The following is a 19,931-nucleotide window of genomic DNA, read 5'->3' as shown; positions in this document are numbered from 1 at the left end:
TTTCGGACATGACCATGATCGGCATCCTGATCTTCCCGGACTTCCAGTTGCTCGATGCGGCCGGCCCGATCTCGGTGTTCGAGATCGCGGCGCGCTGCACGGGCAAGACGACGACCGGAATCCGGGTGCTGGCGGTGAACGCGGGGCCCGTGCGCAGCTCGTCCGGCGTGGAGATGATGGCGCGCGATTTCAAGTCGGCGAATGCGATCACGACGCTGGTCGTGGCGGGAGGCGCGGGGGTGACGGATGCCGCGCGCTGCGAGGTCACGCGTGCCTTCGTGCAGCGGCTGGCGCGGCGCGGCGTGCGGGTCGCCAGCGTCTGCTCGGGCGCCTATGTGCTGGCCGAAGCGGGTCTGCTCGACGGCCGTCGCGCCACCACGCATTGGGGACGCACGCGGGATTTCGTCGCGCGCTATCCCAAGGTGAAGTTCGAGCCGGACCAGATTTTCACGCGCGATGGCAATGTGTGGACGTCGGCAGGCATCACCGCCGGCATCGACCTCGCACTCGCGATGGTGACCGAGGACGATGGCGAAGAGATCGCGCAACAGGTCGCGCGGCAGCTCGTGCTCTACCACCGCCGCAGCGGCGGCCAGTCGCAGTTCTCGTCACTTCTGGAACTGAAGACGCCGAACGGCCGCTTCGGTGCGCTGCTGTCCTGGGCGCGCGAGAACCTCGACGCCCGCTTGACGGTGGAAGATCTCGCCGACCGCTCCGGCATGAGCGCGCGGCATTTTGCCCGCGCCTTTGCCGCCGAGACCGGCACGACGCCCTCGAAGGCCATCGAGCGCTTGCGCATCGAGGTCGCGCGCGAGCGCGTGCAGTCCTCGCGCGAGGCGATCGAGCTCGTCGCGGAGGCGACCGGCTTCCGCGATCCCGAGCGCATGCGTCGTGCCTTTATCCGCGCCTTCGGTCAGCCGCCGCAAGCGCTGCGGCGCGCGGCAAGGGCCGGGTAGGGAGAATTGATCGAGTTGGAGAGCCCGCTCTAGCGGGTGAGCAGACTTGCATATTGCGCGGCATTCCGCCTTTTGGCCCGGAACGGACCTCGTCAAGCGAATGCACCCGTTGTAGACGATGTCTACAACACGTACCGTCGCCGATACCGATGCAAGGAACTCCAATGACTGATCGAGAAAAGATTCTGATTGCCCTTCGCGAAAAGCCCCTGAAGACTTTCGAAGTCATGAAGCGCGTGAACATCAAGAACCAGGACGACTGTCAATCGCTCCTGTTGAAGATGCGTGACGAAGGCGCCGTGAAGTTCGACATTCACAAGGGACATTGGCGTCCTGCGTGACGACATTCGCCTGGTCACCAGCGGTTCGCGACGGCAGAGCGGGCATGACTTGCGTGTTGGCAAGACTTGCGTGTTGATTCAGCCCGATGCGGCCTTGCCGCCGGTTGCCGCGGCGCCCGAGGCCTGTGCGCGCGCCGTCAAGCGCCGCGCGATCGGCATCAGCATGTAGGGCGCCAGGTGAATGGGAAACTGCGTCATCGCGAAATAGAGCCAGGTGGTGGGCGGCAGCGCGCCGGCGGTCGCGGCGAGCATCAGGCCCAGATTGCGCTGTGACACCATCAGCCCGAGCGCCAGCGCGCGCTCGTAGCCGATGCGGCGGAACAGCAGCGTGGTGACGGCGAGCAGCGTGAAATAAATCGCGAAGGCGAGCGCGGCGAAGCCGATGGTGGAGACCGGCCGGGCGACGAGATCGCTCGCGACGTCGCCCATGATCGCGGTCGCGAAGACCAGCAGGATGACGATGTTGAAGCCGTCGATCGGCTGCCTGTGACGCTGGATCGCGGCCGCGCCGAAGACCTGCCGGATCACGGTCGCCGCGAGCAGCGATGCTGCGAGGATGCCGAGCAGCTTCAAGCCCAGCGCAGGCGGCGAGATGCTGAGCATGCCGTCGAGGAACAGGCTTGCGAACAGCGATGCCGTGAACGGCACCAGCGCGGTCGCGCTCACCAGCGTGACCAGCACCAGCGTGGCGTCGAGGCCCATCAGCGCGGCCAGCGCCGGCGCGGCCATCATCGGCGAGGCCATGCTCTGCAGCATCAATGCCAGGGCAAGGTCGGGCGCGCGCGCCGTGAGCCCGGTGACATGGACGATCAATCCGACGATCACAGGCACGCCGATCATGGTCCAGGCGCTCGCGGTCGCGACCAGCGCCGGCCGACGCAGATGACTGTAGAGTGCGGCGAGATCGACCCGCATGAAGGAGATGCAGAGCAGAACGAAGATCGCCTCGGTGACGAAGGGGCGCAGCAACGCCCCGAGCGGCGGCACCGCGAGCGCAATGAACACGACGGCCGCCACCGCGCGGGTGCCCTGGCCGCCAAGCCATGTCAGCCCGCGCAGGGGGAGGGCGAATATGCTTTGAAGAACGGGCGGCATGGGAGCGGCGTCTCAGCCCAATCCTTTCAGCCACGTGCCGATCTCGCTCACGGCGACATTGGCCTCTCGCAGCAATTTTCCCATGGTGAAGAAGCCGTGGAACTGGCCGGGATAATACTTGGTAGCCACGGGCACGCCCGCTTGCCTCAGCCGCTCGGCATATTCGTTGCCTTCGTCGCGCAGGGGATCGGCACCGGCGGTGAGCACATAGGCCGGCGGCAGGCCGGCCAGGTTCGTCGCCCGTGCCGGCGAGGCGCGCCAGTCGTGGATATCGGCGGCGCCGTTGAGATAATGGTCGCGGAACCAGCGGATCACCGAATGCGTCAGCAGCACGCTGGTCTCGGGCTCGCTGTGGGAGCCGTGCGTCATCGCGAAATCGGTCGCCGGGTAGATCAGCAACTGGCCCGCGATGGCGGGACCGTTGCCATCGCGCGCGGCGAGCGCGACGACTGCGGCGAGATTGCCGCCGGCGCTGTCGCCACCGATCGAAAGCCGGGAGGCGTCGATGCCGAGTTCGCGCGCGTTGGCGGCGACCCATTTGGTCGCGGCGATCGCGTCATCGATGGCGGCGGGAAATTTGTGCTCGGGCGCGAGGCGGTAGTCCACCGAGATCACGATCAGCGCGCCGGCGTCGGCGAGCTGGCGGCAGACGACGTCATGGGAGTCGAGATCGCCGATCACCCAGCCGCCGCCGTGGAAGAACACCAGCGCTGGGGACAAGCCATCATGCCGGCGCGGCTCTTTCGGAACATAGAGGCGTGCGGGAATGGCGCCGTGCGGTGCCGGGATCGACAGCGGCGTGATGCGTGCGAGGTCCGGTGGCTCGGGATTGGTCGCAAAGCGCGCCTGCGCGTAATAGGCCCGCGCTTCCGGCGCGGTCAGGCTCTCGTAGGCGGGCCGGCCGGCCTCCTGGAAGGCCTTGTAGACGGCGGCGGCATCGGGATCGAGCACAACGGGCATGGGAAGCGACCTTGCGGGTTTCTGATTGTTCGTTGGACGTCGTTTTCGGGGGCGATGCCCGCCTGACCCCTGGGAGGAGTGCTCGACTATCCCATCCGGGGGCCGATCTGGCCAGACCGGGCCGGGAAGGGCAGGGGTGCCGCCCTTCCCCCGCCGTATTCGCCGTGTTAACCGGATGGCCTGCGAGCGGCGGTATCCCCTGTAGAATGTCCAGCAAGCCCGATTCGCTGTTGAAGCCGCGCGAGATGTTTCGAACATTTACTCTGACAGGTCTTGCGGCGCTTCTGGCCGCCACCGCACTGACGGCTGCGACGCCGGCGCAGGCGCAGATCGGCACGATCTTCTCCGATCCGCCGCCGCTGCGGCCGCCCGGTAACATTCCGCGTGGCCAGCCCCAGCCGCAGCCGCAGATTCCCGATGACGACGAAGAGGTGCCGGAGCTGCCGCCGCAGGGCCGTGTGCTGCCATCGCGTCCGATGGCGCCGCCGCCGGGTCGGCAGGGCAATGTGATGCCGGGGCCTGTCGAGACCCAGCCTCTGGCGCCGCCGCCCGGTTCTAGCGCCGCTCCGCCAAACCAGCCGCCGCCCGTCGCGGTCGCTCCGACCAATCCGCAAGGCGCCCCGGGTGCGCCCGGTCAACGCCAGCCCCAGCAGAAGGGCGGGCCGGGCGGCGCCGTCCCGCAGACGCCGGCGAGCCTTCAGCCGGGCGACGAGGTCGTCACCGAGCCGCCGGCCCAGAAGATCGTGAACAAGAAAGCGACCTTCTCCGGCCTCGACAAGATCACCGGGCGCATCATCAATTTCGACGAGGAGATTGGCGAGACGGTGCAGTTCGGTGCGCTGCGCGTCAAAACCGACGCCTGCTACACGCGGCCGGCGACCGAGGCCGCCAACACCGACGCCTTCGTCGAGGTTGACGAGATCACCTTGCAGGGTGAGGTGAAGCGCATCTTTTCGGGCTGGATGTACGCGGCAAGTCCGGGCCTGCACGGCGTCGAGCACCCGATCTACGATATCTGGCTCACCGACTGCAAAGAGCCGCAGCAAACGATTGCGACCGCGGCACCGGATCCCGGCACCAAGCCGGCAGCACCGCCGCCGCCCGCGCAGAAGAAGGCCGCGCCCAAGCAGGTGCAGCAGCGTCCGCCGCAGCAATTGCCGCCGATCCAGCAGCAGCAGCCGGCACCGCCGCCGCCGCCACCTCCGCCGCCCGAGCAGCGGCCGGGTCTGTTCGGTATCCCCGGGTTTGGCCGCTAGGCCAATCGCCCCGGGTTTGGCAGGCAATTGCTGATTATTGCCGCGCGGCGATGATCTCGAGCGCGCGTGCACCCGGGATCGCTTCACCGGCGGAGAGCCTCAGGAAATCGCCGGGCTCGCCCGCGAGCGCCTTGTCGAGCAGCGCGGTGTAGCGCCGCCGCGAAATCTCGGCCGCGCCGAAACTCTTCAGGTGCTCGGTGACGTACTGGGTGTCGAGCAGCTCGAAGCCGCCATGGATGAGCCGCGCGACCAGATGCACCAGCGCGACCTTGGAGGCATCGCGCGCGGTGTGGAACATGCTCTCGCCGAAAAAAGCCCGGCCCAGGCTGACGCCGTAGAGCCCGCCGACGAGGTCTTCGCCCTGCCAGGCCTCGACGCTGTGGCAATGGCCGAGCTCGTACAGCCCGCCATAGAGGTCGCGGATGCGCTTGTTGATCCAGGTGTCCTCCCGCCCGGCCTGCGGCGCGGCGCAGCCGGCGATCGTGGCCTTGAAGGCGGTATTGACGGTCACACGAAATGAATCCGAACGCACGGTGCGCGCGAGCCGCGAGGCCACGCGAAATCCGTCGAGTGGGATGACGCCGCGCAACTCGGGCTCGACCCAGAACAGGGTCGGATCATCGGCGCTTTCGGCCATCGGAAAGATGCCGCAGGCATAGGCGCGCAGCAGCACGGCTGGCGTGATTTCAGATGGGGCAGAGTCGCGCGAAGTCATGGCTCGCGACAATAGCAGGATCGCAATGCGGTTGCGATGGGCGGGAGCGGATCAGTTCGCTGCGGCAGCAGCCGGCTTGTCGGCGGCAGCCGGGACACGGCGGAACCTCAACATGATTCGGGTTCCGGAATGGGTGGGGTCGCGCTCGACCGAAGCGTCGAGCTTGCTGGCCATGGCTGCGACGATGCGCTGGCCCATGCCGGTGGAGCGCGGATCGGCCTTGACGTTGTCGCCGACGCCATCGTCGCTGATCGACAGCAGGAGATCGTCGCCCTGCGAGGTCAGCTCGACATGGATCGGGCCGGCGCCGTCAGGGTAGGCGTATTTCACCGCGTTCATCACCAGCTCGTTGACGATGATGCCGACGGCGACCGCACGGTCCGGATCGATCTCGATCGGTTCGGCCTTCAGCGTCAGGCGCGACATCCGGTTGCCCTCGGCCGACCGCCTGAGATCCTCGAGCAGCGAGTCCAGATACTGGTTCAGGACCACGCTCTTCAGGTCCTGCGAGGTGTAGAGGCGGCGGTGCACCTGCGCGACCGCGGCGACGCGGCCCATCGCATTGGTCAACGCAGCCTTGACCTCGTCCTGCGCGGCGGAGCTGGCCTGCAGGTGCAGCAGGGAGGCGATGATCTGCAGCGAGTTGCCGACGCGGTGGTTGACCTCGCGCAGCAGCAGTTCGCGTTCGGCTGCAAGAGCAGCGTAGCGGTCGCGCGAGGCATGGATCTCGGCTTCGGCTTCCTCGCGCGCCTTCTGCAATTCGGCCTGGCGCAGCGCGCCCTCGGCCGCGACGTGAAGCAGGGGGATGAAGTCGCCCTTGACGTCCTTGACGAGATAATCGGCCGCGCCCGCCTTCAGCGCCGTCACCGCAATGCTGGAATCCTGCGACGCCGTGACGAACACCACCGGCGGCGCGCCTGGGATCGCCATGATCTGCTCCAGCGTCTCCAGTCCGTCGAGGCCTGGCATGTACTGATCGAGCGCCACGACGTCGATGCCGCCGTCAATGCTGTCCTGCGCACCCGCGCGGCGGATGAGCTCGAGGCCTTCCTCGCCGCTCGCGGCGTGAACGACCTTGTAGCCGCGCCGTGTCAGGCCGCGATCGACCAGGCGCGCAAGCGCCCCGTCGTCGTCGATGTAGAGCAATGTGGGCATGCGCTGGTTCATGAGGCGGCGGGCGGGACCTGGATGACCGAGAAGAACAAGCCGAGCTGCCGGATGGCATTGGCGAAATTCTCGTAGTTCACGGGCTTGGTGATGTAGACGTTGCAGCCGAGCTCGTAGCAGCGTTTGATTTCCTGGGAATCGTCGGTGGTGGTCAGCACCACCACGGGCGAGGCCTTCAGATATTTGTTCTCCTTGATCTGCTTCAGAATGTCGATCCCGGTCATGTCAGGGAGGTTGAGATCGAGCAGGATCAGGAGCGCATTGCCCTTCTGCACGAGCCCGCTGCCATCGGGGCCGAACAGATGTTTCATCGCGTCCGTGCCGTTGGCAAAGGAGATGATCTCGTTGTTGACGCCGGACCTACGGATGTTCCGCTCGATCAGCCGCGCGTGTCCTTCGTCGTCCTCGATCATGATGATGCTGACGGGTTGGGTCATTGATCCGCGTTCCGGTTGCTGGCGTTCCAGGTGATGGGCAGCGTGATGGTGAAGGTACTGCCCGTATTCAGTTCCGATGATACCGACATGGTGCCGCCGAGGCGACGCACAAGTGCACGCACATGCGCAAGACCGATGCCCTGACCGGGCTTGTCCTGGGTTCCGGCGCGGCGAAACAGGTCGAAGATCCGCTGGTGGTCCTTGGGGTCGATGCCGCGGCCGTTATCGCTGATCTCGAAGATAGCGTAGCCGAGCTTGGTGCGCCCGCGAATTCTGATCTCGCCGGCGACGCCGGGCTTGAGATATTTGATGGCGTTGTCGATCAGATTGGAGAAGATCTGCTCCAGCGCCAGGCGGTCGCTGACGAGATCCGGCAGCGGCGCGACATGGATGTCCGCCTGCGCCTCGGCGGCCTGATGCGCCAGCGTCGACACGATGGCTTCGATCAGCTCGCGCGTGTCGATCTTCTGCGGCTGGAACTCGCGCCGGCCCTCGCGGGTGAGATTGAGGATCGCCGAGATCAGGCGGTCCATCTTGGCGATCGACGACTTGATGAAGCCCAGCGCTTCGGAAAAATCCTCTGACAGCTGCTTGTCCGGACCTTCGAGTGCGATCTCGCCGTCCGGCAACGGCGGCCCGTCGGCCGGGACATGGGTGAGGCTGCCGATACGGCGGAAAATGTCGCCGCCGAGCTCTTCGAGCTCGCTGGTGAAGCCCATGATGTTGACGAGTGGCGAGCGCAGATCGTGGCTGACGATATAGGCAAAGCGCTGGATCTCGTTGTTGGCTTCGCGCAGATCGCCCGTGCGTTCGTCGACCACGGCCTCCAGATTGACATTGGCATCGCGCAGGCGTCCCTCGGCATCGTCGCGGGCAAGGGCCGAGCGCCGTACCAGCCAGATCGAGATCAGGGCCAGCAGCACGACGAGGCCGGAGCCGATGCCGGTCATCGACGCGGCCAGGGTCTGGCTGTGGTCCGAATTGACCGTTCGGAGCCGGAACAGCCGTTCTTCTTCCTGGATCATCCCGGTCGCGACATTGGCGATCGCGGCCGTTGTGTCCGTGGAGGCGATCTCGCGGACCAGCGCTGCGGCCTTCTCCGGCTCGCCCCTCCGGATGAAATCCATCTCCTGCACGAACTGGCCGAGCCTGGTCTCGATCGCCGCGCTCAGCTTCTCGATGTTTTGGCGTTGCTCCGGATTGTCGCCGATCAGGCGCGTGAGCCTGTCGAGAGCCGGGATGATCGCTGCCACGGCCTTGGCATGGTCGACCTTGAAATCCTCGCCTTGTGTCAGAAGGTAGCCCCGGGCGGTGCTCTCGGCGCGGCGGATTTCCAGCAGGAGCGCGTTGATCTGGTTCTCCGCCTCGATGGTGTGAATCACCCATTTGCTGTCGTCTCTCGCCTTGTTGACGAGGTAGACGGAGCCGGCGCTGATCACGGTCAGCACCAGCAGTCCCGCTGCGAACAGCAGGATCTGCCAGAATGTACGCCGTCGCTGCGCGTCAGCGATCACGACGGTCTCGCTCGATCAGGATTGCGGACTTCAAAACGCCCCCTCGGAACTGTCCCCATCGTGCCAAACGCGATTGGGGCCAAAGGGTTCCATAGGCAGGGACGGCTACTTCGGGGCGGGTTCCGCCTTGCCGGCAAGATATTGTTCCAGCCAGTGGATGTGATAGTCGCCGTTAATGATGTCGTCTTCGCGCACCAGAGCGCGGAACAGCGGCAGGGTGGTCTCAATGCCCTCGACCACCATCTCGTCCAGCGCCCGGCGCAGCCGCATCAGGCACTCGCCGCGGGTCTTGCCGTGCACGATCAGCTTGCCGACGAGCGAGTCGTAATAAGGCGGGATCGTGTAGCCCTGATAGACCGCGGAATCGATCCGCACACCGAGCCCGCCGGGCGGGTGATATTGCGTGATACGGCCGGGCGAAGGACGAAAGGTCTCCGGATTCTCGGCGTTGATGCGGCACTCGATCGCGTGGCCGATGACCTGGACCTCTTCCTGCTTCGCCGGCAGGTCGCCGCCGGCGGCGATGCGGATTTGCTCCAGCACGAGGTCGATGTCGGTGATGCTCTCGGTGACGGGATGCTCGACCTGGATGCGCGTGTTCATCTCGATGAAGTAGAACTCGCCGTCCTCGAACAGGAATTCAATCGTGCCGACGCCGAGATATTTCATCTCGCGCATCGCCTTGGCGCAGGTCTCGCCGATCTTGGCGCGTGCAGCCGCGGTCAGCACGGGCGAGGGGCCTTCCTCCCAGACCTTCTGGTGGCGTCGCTGCAGCGAGCAGTCGCGCTCGCCAAGGTGGATCGCGCCGCCGCGGCCGTCGCCGAGGATCTGAATCTCGATGTGACGCGGCTTCTGCAGATATTTCTCGAGGTAGACAGAGGCATCGCCGAAGGCGGATTTGGCCTCGTTGGCCGCCGTCGACAGCGCGACCTGAAGATCGGCCTCGCTCTCGGCCACCTTCATGCCGCGACCGCCGCCGCCTGCCGCGGCCTTGACCAGCACGGGGAAGCCGATCTTCCTGGCGATCGCCATCGCGTCGTCGTTGGGGCCGACCCCTCCGTCGGAGCCGGGCACCACGGGAATGCCGAGCTTCTTGGCCGTCCTCTTGGCCTCGATCTTGTCGCCCATCAGGCGGATGTGCTCGGCCTTCGGGCCGATGAAATGCAGATTATGCTCGGCGAGGATTTCGGCGAAGCGCGCGTTCTCCGACAGGAAGCCGTAGCCGGGATGCACGGCATCGGCACCGGTGATCTCGCAGGCCGCGAGCAGCGCGGGGACGTTGAGATAGCTGTCCTTGGACGCCGGCGGTCCGATGCACACGCTCTCGTCCGACAGGCGCACATGCATGGCATCGGCGTCGGCGGTGGAGTGCACGGCGACGGTCGCAATCCCGAGCTCCTTGCAGGCCCTGAGGATGCGAAGGGCGATCTCGCCGCGATTGGCTATGAGGATCTTGTCGAACATGGTGTCCTTATTGGACTGACGCGCGGAAAGCGGCGAGGGCGATGAGGTCGCCCTCGACCGTCACTCAATAATCACGAGCGGCTCGCCGTACTCGACCGGCTGACCGTCCTCGATCACGATCTGCGTCACCGTGCCGGCGCGCGGCGAGGGGATCTGGTTCATGGTCTTCATGGCTTCGATGATCAATAGCGTCTGGCCGACCGAGACCTTGCTGCCGACCTCGATGAACGGCTTGGCGCCGGGCTCCGGCGCCCAATAGGCGGTGCCGACCATCGGCGAGGTCACGGCGCCGGGATGCTTCGACAGGTCGGCAGCGGCAGGCGCGGCGGCAGCTGCGGCCGCCGGGAGGGCAGCGGGAGCGGCCGCCATCTGCATCGGCATGGTCGCGGCGACGCTGATGTTGCGGGCGACGCGCAGGCGCAGGCCGGCACGCTCGATCTCGATTTCGGTGAGGCTGGTCTCATCGAGCAGCAAGGCGAGCTCGCGGACGAGGGCGGAATCCTCGCTGGAAAACTTTGCGGCTGCTTTGTCGTCTGGCTGGCGCGCCATGTTGTTTGATCCGAATGTTCTGTGTGAAGGGGGAGCGTCAGGCTTTGGGCTTGATGCCGAGCTTGGCGGCAAGGCCCTGAATGGCAAGGCGGTAGCCCTCGATGCCGAAACCGCAGAGCGAGGCGAAGGCCGCGCGCGCGGTGTAGGAGTGATGACGGAAATTCTCGCGGGCGTGAATGTTGGTGACGTGCACTTCGACCGTCGGGATCTGCACCGCGAGGAGCGCGTCGTGCAGCGCGATCGATGTGTGCGAATAGCCGCCGGCATTGATGATGATGCCCTTCATCTTGCGGGCGTGTGCCTCGTGGATGAAGTCGATCAGCTCGCCTTCGCGGTTGGATTGCCGGCAGTCGGCCTTGAGGCCGAACGTGGCCGCCGTCTCCCGGCACAGCGCCTCAACGTCGGCCAGCGACGCATGCCCGTACTTCTCGGGCTCGCGCGTCCCCAACATGTTGAGGTTCGGCCCGTTCAGGACAAGGATCGTGTCGGTTGCTGGTTCGGCCATTCCAATCCCGCAAGAGGTGCTTCGGCGTGGCGGGGGTTATAGGTAACAAAGCGCGTGAGGGGAAGCCTTGAAGGACCTCCGAGGTGGCTTCAGATGCCTCATCCGGGGTGCAAAAATCTGTGCGCAAGCTACGGAAATTGCTTGTTAACCAGTCCGAAGCATGGCTGCCGGCCGAACGGCAAAGGGGCGGGCATTGCTGCCCGCCCCCGATGGTTGCCGGGTATCGTCTTACGTGTTCAGGACAGCCACGATCTCATAGGTGTCCGGATTGACGATCACGATCTCGTCCTTGACCAGGACGTAGCGATAGGTCCGCCATTCCGGATAGATCGTCACGACACGGGACGGCAGGGTGTGCAGCTCGACGCCCTCGCGCGGAATGCGAGTGCCGACCGAGATCGAGAAGTTCACGTTCGTCACCGGACGCACATGCTCCTCGCGGATCACCGAGGTGATCTGCGTGCGTTGCTCGGTCGAGAGCTTGGCGCCCGCGCCGGCCTGACCGACCGTCGTGTTGGTGCTGCTCTGACCCTGCGCATTCTGGTTGGTGCTGGTGCCGGTCTGGCCCTGAGCGTTCTGGTTGGTGCGCGTCTCGGTACCCTTCTGGTTCTCGGCATTGTTGGTGCTGCTGGTGCCGCTCTTGGCGCCCTCAGCCTTCATGTCCTTCTGGTCCTTGGCGCCGGTCTTGCTCGAGTCCTTGCTCGTGTCTTGACTCATGCTCTTGGACTTGTCCTGCTGACCCTGCGCGCGTTCGTCGGTGCGCTGGCCCTTGGTAGCGCCGGACTTGTCCTCAGCCGCGTTCTTGTTCATCTCGCGGCCGGAGTGCTCGTCCTTGGTCGCGCCGGAGGATTTGTCCTCGGCGGACGTGCCGGATTTCATGCTGCTGGAGCCACCAGCCTGGCCGACGGTGCCCTTCTCATGGGCGGATTCCTTACCCATCGAGCCGCCGCGTTCGGCGGCGCCGCCGGAAGGCTGCGAATGCTGCATCTGCGCACCACCGGCGCCGCCACCGCTGTCGCGGTTCATGGTGCCCTGTGCGTTCGCCAGACCGGTGCCCGCGACGAGCGCGAGTGTGGCAACCGAGATCATAAAGCGGTTAGACATGGAATTCTCCTCACGTGTTCAATTGCGTCATTGCCCGCGCCGACAACGAAAGGAGATTTGAGTTGTTCCGGAACTTCGGTGGTTCCGGGGCTTTTGTTTGTTGAATGCCAGATGAATGCGCGCGCCAGATTTCGGCGCAATGAAAAGGCCGGCGTTTCAGCCGGCCTTTTGCATGCGTGAGTTGTAGAGCAGATCGCTTATCAGCAAGTCGCCTTGTCAGCAGGTCGCCTTGTTAACAAGTCGGCTAATTAGCAAGTCGCTTTGCCGCAGCGGGCCACAGCGATCTTTTCCTTCAGGCTTTCGACACCGACGGCGCCGACAACGATCTGCCTGCCGATGACATAGCTCGGCGTGCCGTTCATCCCCATCGCTTCGGCGAGTTTGAAGTTCTCCTCGATGGTGGTGCGTACCTCGGCGCTGCCGATGTCCTTCTCGATCTTCGCGACGTCGAGGCCGGCTTCCTTGGCCGCCTGAAGTGCGCGCGCCTTGTCGGCCGCCCCACGACCGCCGAGCAGCTTCTGGTGGAAATCGAGATACTTCTTGCCGGAGGGATCTTGCATGCGCACCGCGACGGCGACCTGGGCTGCTTCGACCGAGCCCTGGCTCAGCACCGGAAACTCCTTCAGCACCACCTTCAGCTTCGGATCGGCCTTCATGAGGTCGAGCATGTCGCCCATCGCGCGCTTGCAGTAGCCGCAATTGTAGTCGAAGAACTCGACGAAGGTGACGTCGCCGTCCTTGTTGCCGAGCACGACCTGGCGCGGCGAATTGAAGATCGCATCGGAATTCTGGGCGACGCTGGCTTCGTGCTTCTGCGTCTCAGCCGCGGCCTGGCGCTTGGTGAGCTCGGTCATCGCTTCCTCGAGCACCTCGGGATGGGTGACGAGATAGTTCTTGACGATCGCCTCGATATCCGTGCGCTGGGCATCGGAGAAGCTGTCGGCCGACGCGGGCACGGCTGCGCCGAACATGGCGAGCGCAAACAGCGCGGGAGCAAGCAGGCGCAGCGAAGGCATAGGCAAATCCTCTTATCCAAAGCAGGTTTCGGAAAACGTCCCGGCGGACTTAAGCTCGGTGTCGTGACGTCGTTTCGTAAGGCGTCGTGGCGTAAGGCGTCGTTCTGGTCAGTTGCGCGGCGGTTTCGACGCCACGATGTCGTCGGCCTTGACCCATCCGGGTGTGCCGACGGCGAAACGGGTTTTCGCGCGCGTCGCAAGCTCGCGGGCGGTCTTGTTGTCGCCGCGCAGATAAGCGGCCTGCGCCGACGCCAGATCGGCCTCGGCATAGTCGCCCTTCCGGCCATAGGCCATCGCGAGCTGCATGTAGCCGAGCACGGCCTCCGGTTCCCGTGCCACCGCGGCCCGGAGAATCCGAACGGCGTCATCGGTGTAGGCCTTATTATCGGACCCAACCAGAGCCTGCCCAAGTAACATCTCGATGAGGGGCGCGTTGTTCGAAAGTGCAACAGCCTTGCGCAGGGCCGGAATCGCCTCGGCCGGCTTGCCGCCCTCCAGCAGGGCCTGGCCGCGCACCTCGTAAAAATACGCATTGTTGGGCTGGACCTGGATCAGCGCGTCAATCTGGGTGAGCGCGCTGCGCAAATCCCCATGCAAATAGGTGCTGATGGCGCGGGCGTAGCGCGCCGGCAGGCTGTCGTTGGTCAGGGGATAGCGGCGGTACACCGTCTCCGGCCGTTCCATGAAGGCGGAGATCTTGGCGCGCACCATGTCGTGGCGCAGCTGAAGCGCGGGATCGTCCTTCTTGTCCCAATAGGGGCTGGCGCTGGCGAACTCCTGCAGTGAAGCGACGCGCTCGGCGGGCATCGGGTGCGACTGGAGATAGGGATCGGCGCCCCGTGCTGCGAACAGGCTCTCGCTGGTGAAGCGCTTGAAGGTCTCGTACATGCCCTTCGGCGACTGCTGGGTCGCCGTCAGGAATTTCACGCCGGCGCGATCGGCGTTCTCCTCCTGCTGCCGCTGGTAGGACAGCAACGTACGGCGGATCATCTCCTGCGGGCCGGCGAGGGCGGCGGCTCCCGCATTGGCAAGGCCATTGTTGCCGGCGCTGCCGCTGCCGCGGGTGCTGCCCACGGCCATCGCGCCGGCGCCGAGCAGCATGGCGATGATCATCTGGGTCTGGGCATTGGCGAGCTGCTCGCGCAGCTTGGACAGATGGCCGCCGGCCAGATGCCCGGTCTCGTGCGCGAGCACGCCGATGATCTGGTTCGGCGTCTCCGACTGGAGGATCGCGCCGTAATTGACGAAGATGCGGCGGCCGTCGGCGACGAACGCGTTGAACGAGCCCTCGTTGACGATCACCATCTGGATGTTCTGCTTCTCCAGACCGGCGACGCGCAGGATCGGGCGGGTGTATTCGCGCAGCAGCTGCTCGGTCTCGGTGTCGCGCAGGACCGGCGGCCCCTTGGCCTGCGCATGCGCGGCCGAGAACGGCGTCAGCGCGATCGCAGCCGCCGCGAGGAGGGAGATGAGGGCGGTGGCCTTCTTGCGCAATGCGATCTGGAACAACATCAAGCGGTCTGGGTCAAACGGTCTTGTCAGCAGGCTGGTCGAGCAGTTTCGTGATTGGTTTTGACGATTGGCGGCGGACCGGATACGCGATATGCCCTTTTGAGCCGTTCCCCTTATGAGCCGTACAATGCGGCCAGTCTGGGGCGCAAGAACCCCGTTCTCAGACCGGACGGATCAGTCCGCCAGCGAATAGCAGAAATCGATGCACGATGCGACCTTGAGGAACCGGTTGGGGCAGTGGCTTGAGCCCTCCCGCCGTAGCGATGTTCCCCCGTTCATGGTGATGGACGTCATGGCCGCGGCGGCCCGGATCGAGGCGGCCGGGGGCCATGTCATCCACATGGAGGTTGGCCAGCCCGCCGCCGGCGCGCCGAAGACCGCGATTGCGGCCGCCCATGCGGCGCTCGAGGCAGGGCGGATCGATTATACCTCCGCGCTGGGCATCCCCTCCTTGCGCGCGCGCATCGCGCGGCATTATCGCGATGCCTATGGCTGCGATGTCAGCCCCGAGCGAATCGTGGTGACCACCGGCTCCTCCGGCGGGTTCATTCTGGCTTTCCTGGCGATGTTCGAGCCGGGCGACCGCGTCGCCGTGACGGTGCCGGGTTATCCGCCGTACCGTCATATTCTCACCGCGCTCGGCTGCGAGCCGGTGCTGATCGAGACTACGAACGAGACGCGCCATGCGCTGACCGGCGAGGCGCTGCTGGTCGCCCATCGCAAGGCGCCGCTGAAGGGCGTGCTGGTCGGCAGCCCGGCCAATCCGACCGGGACCATGATGTCCCGCGAGGCGCTCGCAGGCCTGATCGCTGCGGCGGAAGACGCGGGCATCCGTTTCATCTCGGACGAGATCTATCACGGGCTCGACTACGCGTTTCCCGCGGTGACGGCTGCGGCGCTGTCGGACCACGCGCTCGTGATCAACTCGTTCTCGAAGTATTTCTGCATGACGGGCTGGCGCGTCGGCTGGATGGTCGTGCCCGAGATTCTGGTGCGGCCGATCGAGCGGCTGCAGCAGAACCTGTCGATCTCGGTGCCGTCGCTGTCGCAGATCGCGGCCGAAGCGGCCTTCGACGGCGCGGCCGAGATGGAGGAGATCAAGCACGGCTATCAGGAAAACCGGCGCATCCTGATCGAGGGATTGCCCAAGGCCGGCCTGACCAGGTTTCTGCCGGCCGACGGCGCGTTCTATCTCTATGCGGATGTCTCGGATTTCACCTCAGACAGTTTCGACTTCGCCAAGCAGATGCTCGAACAGGCCCATGTCGCGGTCACGCCGGGGCTCGATTTCGATCCCATCCATGGCCGTTCATTCATACGGCTCTCTTATGCGCGTTCGGCTGCGGAGATGCGGGAAGCAGTTGACCGGATCGCTCACTGGCTTAAATAGCCGCCAGTTTTCGACAGCCTTCTGGAGTGCAACTTGTCTGACCGTTCCGTCCCGTCTACCGCCACGCATTCTCCTCTCGCCGCATTGATGTGGCCAGTCCGGCCCGGTGAAACCGTCGGCGCCTTGCGCGCCGTCGTGCTGATTGCGCTCGGCACCGCCTTGATGGCGCTGTCAGCCAAGGTGAACCTGCCGCTGCCTTACGTGCCCATGACATTGCAGACGCTGGTCGTGTTGATGATCGGCGCCGCCTATGGCTGGCGGCTTGGCAGCGCAACCATGATTGCCTACCTCGCCGAGGGCGCAATGGGCCTGCCGGTGTTCGCCGGTCCCGTTGGTGGAATCGCACCGCTGGTCGGCCCGACCGCGGGCTATCTGTTCGGCTTCATTGGCGCCGCCTTCGTCACCGGCTGGCTCGCCGAGCGCGGCTGGGATCGCAGCGTCATGCTGCTGTTTGCGGCCATGGCCGTCGGCCACATCCTCATTCTGGCCGCGGGCTTTGGCTGGCTGGCCTTTGGCCTCGGCCTTGGCGCCGCAAAGGCTTGGCAGGTCGGCCTGATGCCGTTCGTTGCGGCGTCGTTGGTCAAGAACGCGCTGGGCGCGACGTTGATGCCGGCGATACGCCGGGTGGTCGATCGCGGGTAAAGCGCGCAATAACGAGCAGTTCCGATTGACAGGGCCGGCCAAGTTGATCTTGGCTGGCCCGGCGTTTTGAGGGGGAGTGAAACAATGACGACGACAACGATGGTGGGGGCGCCGGTCGCGCCGCCCGCCGCCAAGCCGTGGTACAAGGTACTTTATATCCAGGTGCTGATCGCGATCGTGCTCGGCGCCATCGTCGGCTGGCTCTGGCCGTCAGTCGCCACCAATGAGTGGATCAAGGCACTCGGCGATGGCTTCATCAAGCTGATCAAGATGGTGATCGCGCCGATCATCTTCTGCACCGTGGTCTCGGGCATCGCCCATATCCAGGATGCCAAGAAGGTCGGCCGCATCGGCGTCAAGGCGCTGGTCTATTTCGAGATCGTCTCGACCTTCGCGCTGGTGATCGGACTCATCATCGGCAATCTGGTGAAGCCGGGTGCGGGCTTCGGCGGCGCCGCCGCCAACGCGCAGGCCGTCGCCAACTACGCCAAGCAGGCCGAAGGCCAGAGGTCGGTCGACTTCGTGCTGCACATCATTCCGGACACCGTCGTCGGCGCTTTCGCGCAAGGCGAGATCCTGCAGGTGCTGCTGTTCTCGGTGCTGTTCGGCTTCGCCATCATGGGGCTCGGCGAACGCGGCCACACCATCCGCAGTTTCATCGACGACGCCGCGCATGCGGTGTTCGGCGTCATCTCCATCGTGATGCGCGCGGCGCCGATCGGCGCCTTCGGCGCGATGGCCTACACCATCGGCAAGTTCGGCACCGGGGCGATCCTCAACCTGATCGGCCTGATAGCGACATTCTACCTGACTGCGGCGCTGTTCGTGTTCGTCGTGCTCGGTATCATCGCGCGCTTCGCGGGCTTCTCCATCTTCAAGTTCCTCGCCTACATCAAGGACGAGCTGCTGATTGTGCTCGGCACCTCGTCCTCGGAAAGCGCGTTGCCGTCCTTGATGGAAAAGCTTGAGCGCCTGGGCTGCTCCAAATCGGTGGTCGGCCTCGTGGTGCCCACGGGCTATTCGTTCAATCTCGACGGCACCAACATCTACATGACGCTGGCGACCTTGTTCATCGCGCAGGCGCTGGGCTTCGATCTCACCTTCGGCCAGCAGCTCACCATTCTGGTGGTGGCGATGCTGACCTCGAAGGGCGCCTCCGGTATCACGGGCGCGGGCTTCATCACGCTGGCGGCGACGCTCGCCGTGGTCGATCCGCGCCTCGTGCCGGGCATGGCGATCGTGCTCGGCATCGACAAGTTCATGAGTGAGTGCCGCGCGCTGACCAATCTGTGCGGCAACGGCGTTGCCTGCGTGATCGTCGCCTGGTGGGAGGGCGAACTCGATCGCGACAAGCTCAACGCCAACCTCGCCAGGCAGATCGATCCGACCGACATGGAAACGGCTGTCACGACGGACTGATCTGCATTTGACGGTGCCGGGCGCCGTCAGATCTTGAAGTAATAGGGCTGGTCGAGATCCTCGATCAGCCCTTTTTCTTGCGGCGACCAGCCGAGAGCAGCACGCGTCTTCGCGCTCGAGGTCGGAACGTCGGCGCCCGCGAACTGTGCGAACCAGCCGAAATGCGCGGTCGCTTCCTCGGGCGATTGGGACACCACGGGCACGCCGAGCCGCCGGCCGATCACTTCCGCAATCGCCTTGAACGGCACGCCTTCCTCGGCGATCGCGTGATAGTGCTTCGCGGTTGCGCCTTGCTCCAGCGCCAGCCGGTAGACGCGCGCGGCATCGAAGCGGTGCGCGGCGGGCCAGCGGTTGCTGCCATCGCCGACATAGACCGATACGCCTTTCTGGCGCGCGAGGTTGATCAGGATCGGAACGAAGCCGTGGTCGCCCTCGCCATGCGTGGAGGGCGGAAGACGCACAACGGCGGCGCGGACGCCGGCCAGGGACAGCGCGGTCGCTTCCGACACGCGCGGAAAGCGCTGCGCCGACACATCGTCCTCGGTGGCGAGGCGGCCGGGCGCAAGCAGCGCGACGCCGGAGGTGACGATGAGAGGGCGACCGGAGCCCTTGAGCTCCTCGCCGATCGCCAGGATCGCGTGGCGGTCGAGCTCGCAATTGTCCAGAAACTTCGAGAAGTCGTGGTTGAAGCCGAGGTGCAGGACGCCGTCGGAGGCGGCCGCGCCGCTGCGCAAGGACGCGTGATCCTCCAGCGAGCCGCGGTGGATCTCGGCGCCCATCGCGGCGAGCGTCGCGGCTCCCGCGTCGGAGCGGGCGAGGCCGGTGACGCGGTGGCCGGCGGCGATCAGGTCGCGAACGACGGCGGAGCCGACGAAGCCGGTGGCGCCAGTGACGAAAACACGCATGAGTATCTCCAGGGTTGGTGGAGACGACCATCCGCGCTAGGATTATCCGGGTAAAGTAGTGACATTATCGGGGTATAATAGCTAACAGGATGAGCGAGACCGCTTCAGCCGAAAACCTGCTCGGGACCTACCTCAAGGACCGCCGCACCCGGCTCGACGCCGCCGCGTTCGGCTTCGCGGGTAGCCGCAGGCGTACGCCGGGACTCCGCCGCGAGGAGGTGGCGCAGCGCGCCAATATCAGCCCGACCTGGTACACTTGGCTCGAGCAGGGCCGCGGCGGCGCGCCGTCGCCCGATGTGCTCGACCGCATCGCGCGAGCGCTGATGCTGACCGATGTCGAGCGCGAGCACCTGTTCCTGATCGGCCTCGGCCGTCCGCCCGAGGTGCGCTACCAGGCGAGCGAAGGCGTCTCGCCGCGGCTGCAGCGGGTGCTCGATGCGTTCGCGTTCAGCCCGGCGCTGGTGCGGACCGCGACCTGGGACGTCGTCGCCTGGAATCGTGCCGCAAGCGCCGTGCTGACCGACTACGGCGCGATCCCGCCGGGACAGCGCAACATCCTGCGCTTCATCTTCTGCGATCCGCGCGTGCGCGCCGCGCAATACGATTGGGACAGCGTGGCGCGCTTCGTGGTCGCGGCTTTCCGGGCGGACGCCGCGCGGGCCGGCGCAGTCTCGCATGTCGCCGATTTTGTCGACGAGCTGTGCCGGACCAGCCCGGAATTCGCCGCGCTCTGGCGCGACAATGACGTGCGTTACCACGGCGACGGCACCAAGCGGCTGCGGCACCCCGTTCACGGCACGATGTCGTTCGAATATTCGAGCTTTATCGTCGAGGGACGCTCCGATCTCAGCATGATCGTCTACGACCCCGCGACTCCCGACGACGCCGAACGCATCAGGACACTGCTCGCCGAGCGCGCCGACTGACGGAAGTTGCGAACTCGCGCGTTCAACCTGCATCTGGCGACGCGCACGCGGTGCTTGC

Annotated in this window: 20 protein-coding genes; 7 read left to right on the top strand and 13 right to left on the bottom strand. The window is 65.5% G+C overall.

Features of this window, described 5'->3' with window-relative positions; translation table 11 throughout:
* Positions 1-14 precede the first annotated feature (14 nt).
* Both AC0L3K_RS08840 and AC0L3K_RS08835 read left to right on the top strand, forming a co-directional pair.
* Positions 15-956, top strand: coding sequence for a GlxA family transcriptional regulator (locus AC0L3K_RS08840; RefSeq protein ID WP_473365772.1), 942 nt, complete (start codon positions 15-17; stop codon positions 954-956).
* Positions 957-1,120: 164 nt separating this feature from the next.
* The gene (locus AC0L3K_RS08835) at positions 1,121-1,297 is read left to right on the top strand and encodes a hypothetical protein (RefSeq protein ID WP_007591624.1); all 177 of its coding nucleotides are present in this window, start codon (positions 1,121-1,123) and stop codon (positions 1,295-1,297) included.
* Between the two features lie 78 nt (positions 1,298-1,375).
* Here AC0L3K_RS08835 and AC0L3K_RS08830 read toward each other — a convergent pair whose 3' ends face one another.
* Positions 1,376-2,392: a bile acid:sodium symporter family protein gene (locus tag AC0L3K_RS08830; protein ID WP_219682591.1), complete on the bottom strand. Its 1,017-nt coding sequence runs from the start codon at positions 2,390-2,392 to the stop codon at positions 1,376-1,378.
* Positions 2,393-2,404: 12 nt separating this feature from the next.
* Positions 2,405-3,352, bottom strand: coding sequence for an alpha/beta hydrolase (locus tag AC0L3K_RS08825; RefSeq protein ID WP_219682592.1), 948 nt, complete (start codon positions 3,350-3,352; stop codon positions 2,405-2,407).
* 206 nt (positions 3,353-3,558) lie between these two features.
* Here AC0L3K_RS08825 and AC0L3K_RS08820 point away from each other — a divergent pair, with 206 nt between their 5' ends.
* On the top strand, positions 3,559-4,608 hold the full coding sequence (locus tag AC0L3K_RS08820) for a DUF2155 domain-containing protein (protein WP_473365771.1): 1,050 nt from the start codon (positions 3,559-3,561) through the stop codon (positions 4,606-4,608).
* 34 nt (positions 4,609-4,642) lie between these two features.
* Here AC0L3K_RS08820 and aat read toward each other — a convergent pair whose 3' ends face one another.
* The 10 genes from aat to AC0L3K_RS08770 all read right to left on the bottom strand — a co-directional run bounded on the left by aat (position 4,643) and on the right by AC0L3K_RS08770 (position 14,591).
* The gene (gene aat, locus AC0L3K_RS08815) at positions 4,643-5,323 is read right to left on the bottom strand and encodes a leucyl/phenylalanyl-tRNA--protein transferase (protein ID WP_026232743.1); all 681 of its coding nucleotides are present in this window, start codon (positions 5,321-5,323) and stop codon (positions 4,643-4,645) included.
* Between the two features lie 51 nt (positions 5,324-5,374).
* Positions 5,375-6,490, bottom strand: a complete 1,116-nt coding sequence (locus AC0L3K_RS08810; protein ID WP_219682594.1) for a sensor histidine kinase — start codon at positions 6,488-6,490, stop codon at positions 5,375-5,377.
* Positions 6,487-6,927, bottom strand: a complete 441-nt coding sequence (locus AC0L3K_RS08805) for a response regulator (RefSeq protein ID WP_007591617.1) — start codon at positions 6,925-6,927, stop codon at positions 6,487-6,489. Before AC0L3K_RS08805 ends, AC0L3K_RS08810 begins: the two co-directional genes overlap by 4 nt.
* Positions 6,924-8,441, bottom strand: a complete 1,518-nt coding sequence (locus AC0L3K_RS08800; protein WP_219682595.1) for a sensor histidine kinase — start codon at positions 8,439-8,441, stop codon at positions 6,924-6,926. The genes AC0L3K_RS08805 and AC0L3K_RS08800 overlap by 4 nt, the downstream gene beginning before the upstream one ends.
* Before the next feature lie 105 nt (positions 8,442-8,546).
* Positions 8,547-9,905: an acetyl-CoA carboxylase biotin carboxylase subunit gene (accC, locus tag AC0L3K_RS08795; protein ID WP_007591613.1), complete on the bottom strand. Its 1,359-nt coding sequence runs from the start codon at positions 9,903-9,905 to the stop codon at positions 8,547-8,549.
* A gap of 60 nt (positions 9,906-9,965) precedes the next feature.
* Positions 9,966-10,454 (bottom strand): acetyl-CoA carboxylase biotin carboxyl carrier protein, encoded by a 489-nt coding sequence (accB, locus tag AC0L3K_RS08790; protein WP_007591611.1) that lies wholly within the window; start codon positions 10,452-10,454, stop codon positions 9,966-9,968.
* Positions 10,455-10,491: 37 nt separating this feature from the next.
* Positions 10,492-10,959: a type II 3-dehydroquinate dehydratase gene (gene aroQ, locus AC0L3K_RS08785; protein ID WP_007591609.1), complete on the bottom strand. Its 468-nt coding sequence runs from the start codon at positions 10,957-10,959 to the stop codon at positions 10,492-10,494.
* A 228-nt stretch (positions 10,960-11,187) separates the two neighbouring features.
* Entirely contained in the window at positions 11,188-12,063 is an 876-nt protein-coding gene (locus AC0L3K_RS08780) for a DUF1236 domain-containing protein (RefSeq protein WP_007591608.1), read from the bottom strand.
* Between the two features lie 248 nt (positions 12,064-12,311).
* On the bottom strand, positions 12,312-13,079 hold the full coding sequence (locus tag AC0L3K_RS08775; protein ID WP_219682596.1) for a DsbA family protein: 768 nt from the start codon (positions 13,077-13,079) through the stop codon (positions 12,312-12,314).
* A 108-nt stretch (positions 13,080-13,187) separates the two neighbouring features.
* Positions 13,188-14,591 carry a M48 family metalloprotease gene (locus tag AC0L3K_RS08770; protein WP_007591606.1) on the bottom strand — a complete coding sequence of 468 codons (1,404 nt, stop codon included), beginning with the start codon at positions 14,589-14,591 and terminating at the stop codon, positions 13,188-13,190.
* A gap of 202 nt (positions 14,592-14,793) precedes the next feature.
* Here AC0L3K_RS08770 and AC0L3K_RS08765 point away from each other — a divergent pair, with 202 nt between their 5' ends.
* From AC0L3K_RS08765 to AC0L3K_RS08755, 3 genes are all read left to right on the top strand, one after another.
* Entirely contained in the window at positions 14,794-15,981 is a 1,188-nt protein-coding gene (locus tag AC0L3K_RS08765) for a pyridoxal phosphate-dependent aminotransferase (RefSeq protein ID WP_219682597.1), read from the top strand.
* Between the two features lie 87 nt (positions 15,982-16,068).
* Complete coding sequence (locus tag AC0L3K_RS08760; protein ID WP_063992558.1) at positions 16,069-16,623, top strand: biotin transporter BioY; 555 nt, start codon at positions 16,069-16,071, stop codon at positions 16,621-16,623.
* 84 nt (positions 16,624-16,707) lie between these two features.
* The gene (locus AC0L3K_RS08755; protein ID WP_007591601.1) at positions 16,708-18,042 is read left to right on the top strand and encodes a dicarboxylate/amino acid:cation symporter; all 1,335 of its coding nucleotides are present in this window, start codon (positions 16,708-16,710) and stop codon (positions 18,040-18,042) included.
* 26 nt (positions 18,043-18,068) lie between these two features.
* On the opposite strand, the gene AC0L3K_RS08750 is transcribed toward AC0L3K_RS08755, so the two are convergent.
* Complete coding sequence (locus AC0L3K_RS08750; protein ID WP_007591600.1) at positions 18,069-18,947, bottom strand: SDR family oxidoreductase; 879 nt, start codon at positions 18,945-18,947, stop codon at positions 18,069-18,071.
* Between the two features lie 89 nt (positions 18,948-19,036).
* Here AC0L3K_RS08750 and AC0L3K_RS08745 point away from each other — a divergent pair, with 89 nt between their 5' ends.
* The gene (locus tag AC0L3K_RS08745) at positions 19,037-19,873 is read left to right on the top strand and encodes a helix-turn-helix transcriptional regulator (RefSeq protein WP_219682598.1); all 837 of its coding nucleotides are present in this window, start codon (positions 19,037-19,039) and stop codon (positions 19,871-19,873) included.
* Positions 19,874-19,931 lie beyond the last annotated feature (58 nt).

The sequence above is a fragment of the Bradyrhizobium sp. MI1.10 genome, assembly GCF_055811035.1.
Note: the sequence above shows the minus strand (reverse complement) of the source record. Positions and strands in the feature narration are given on the sequence as shown.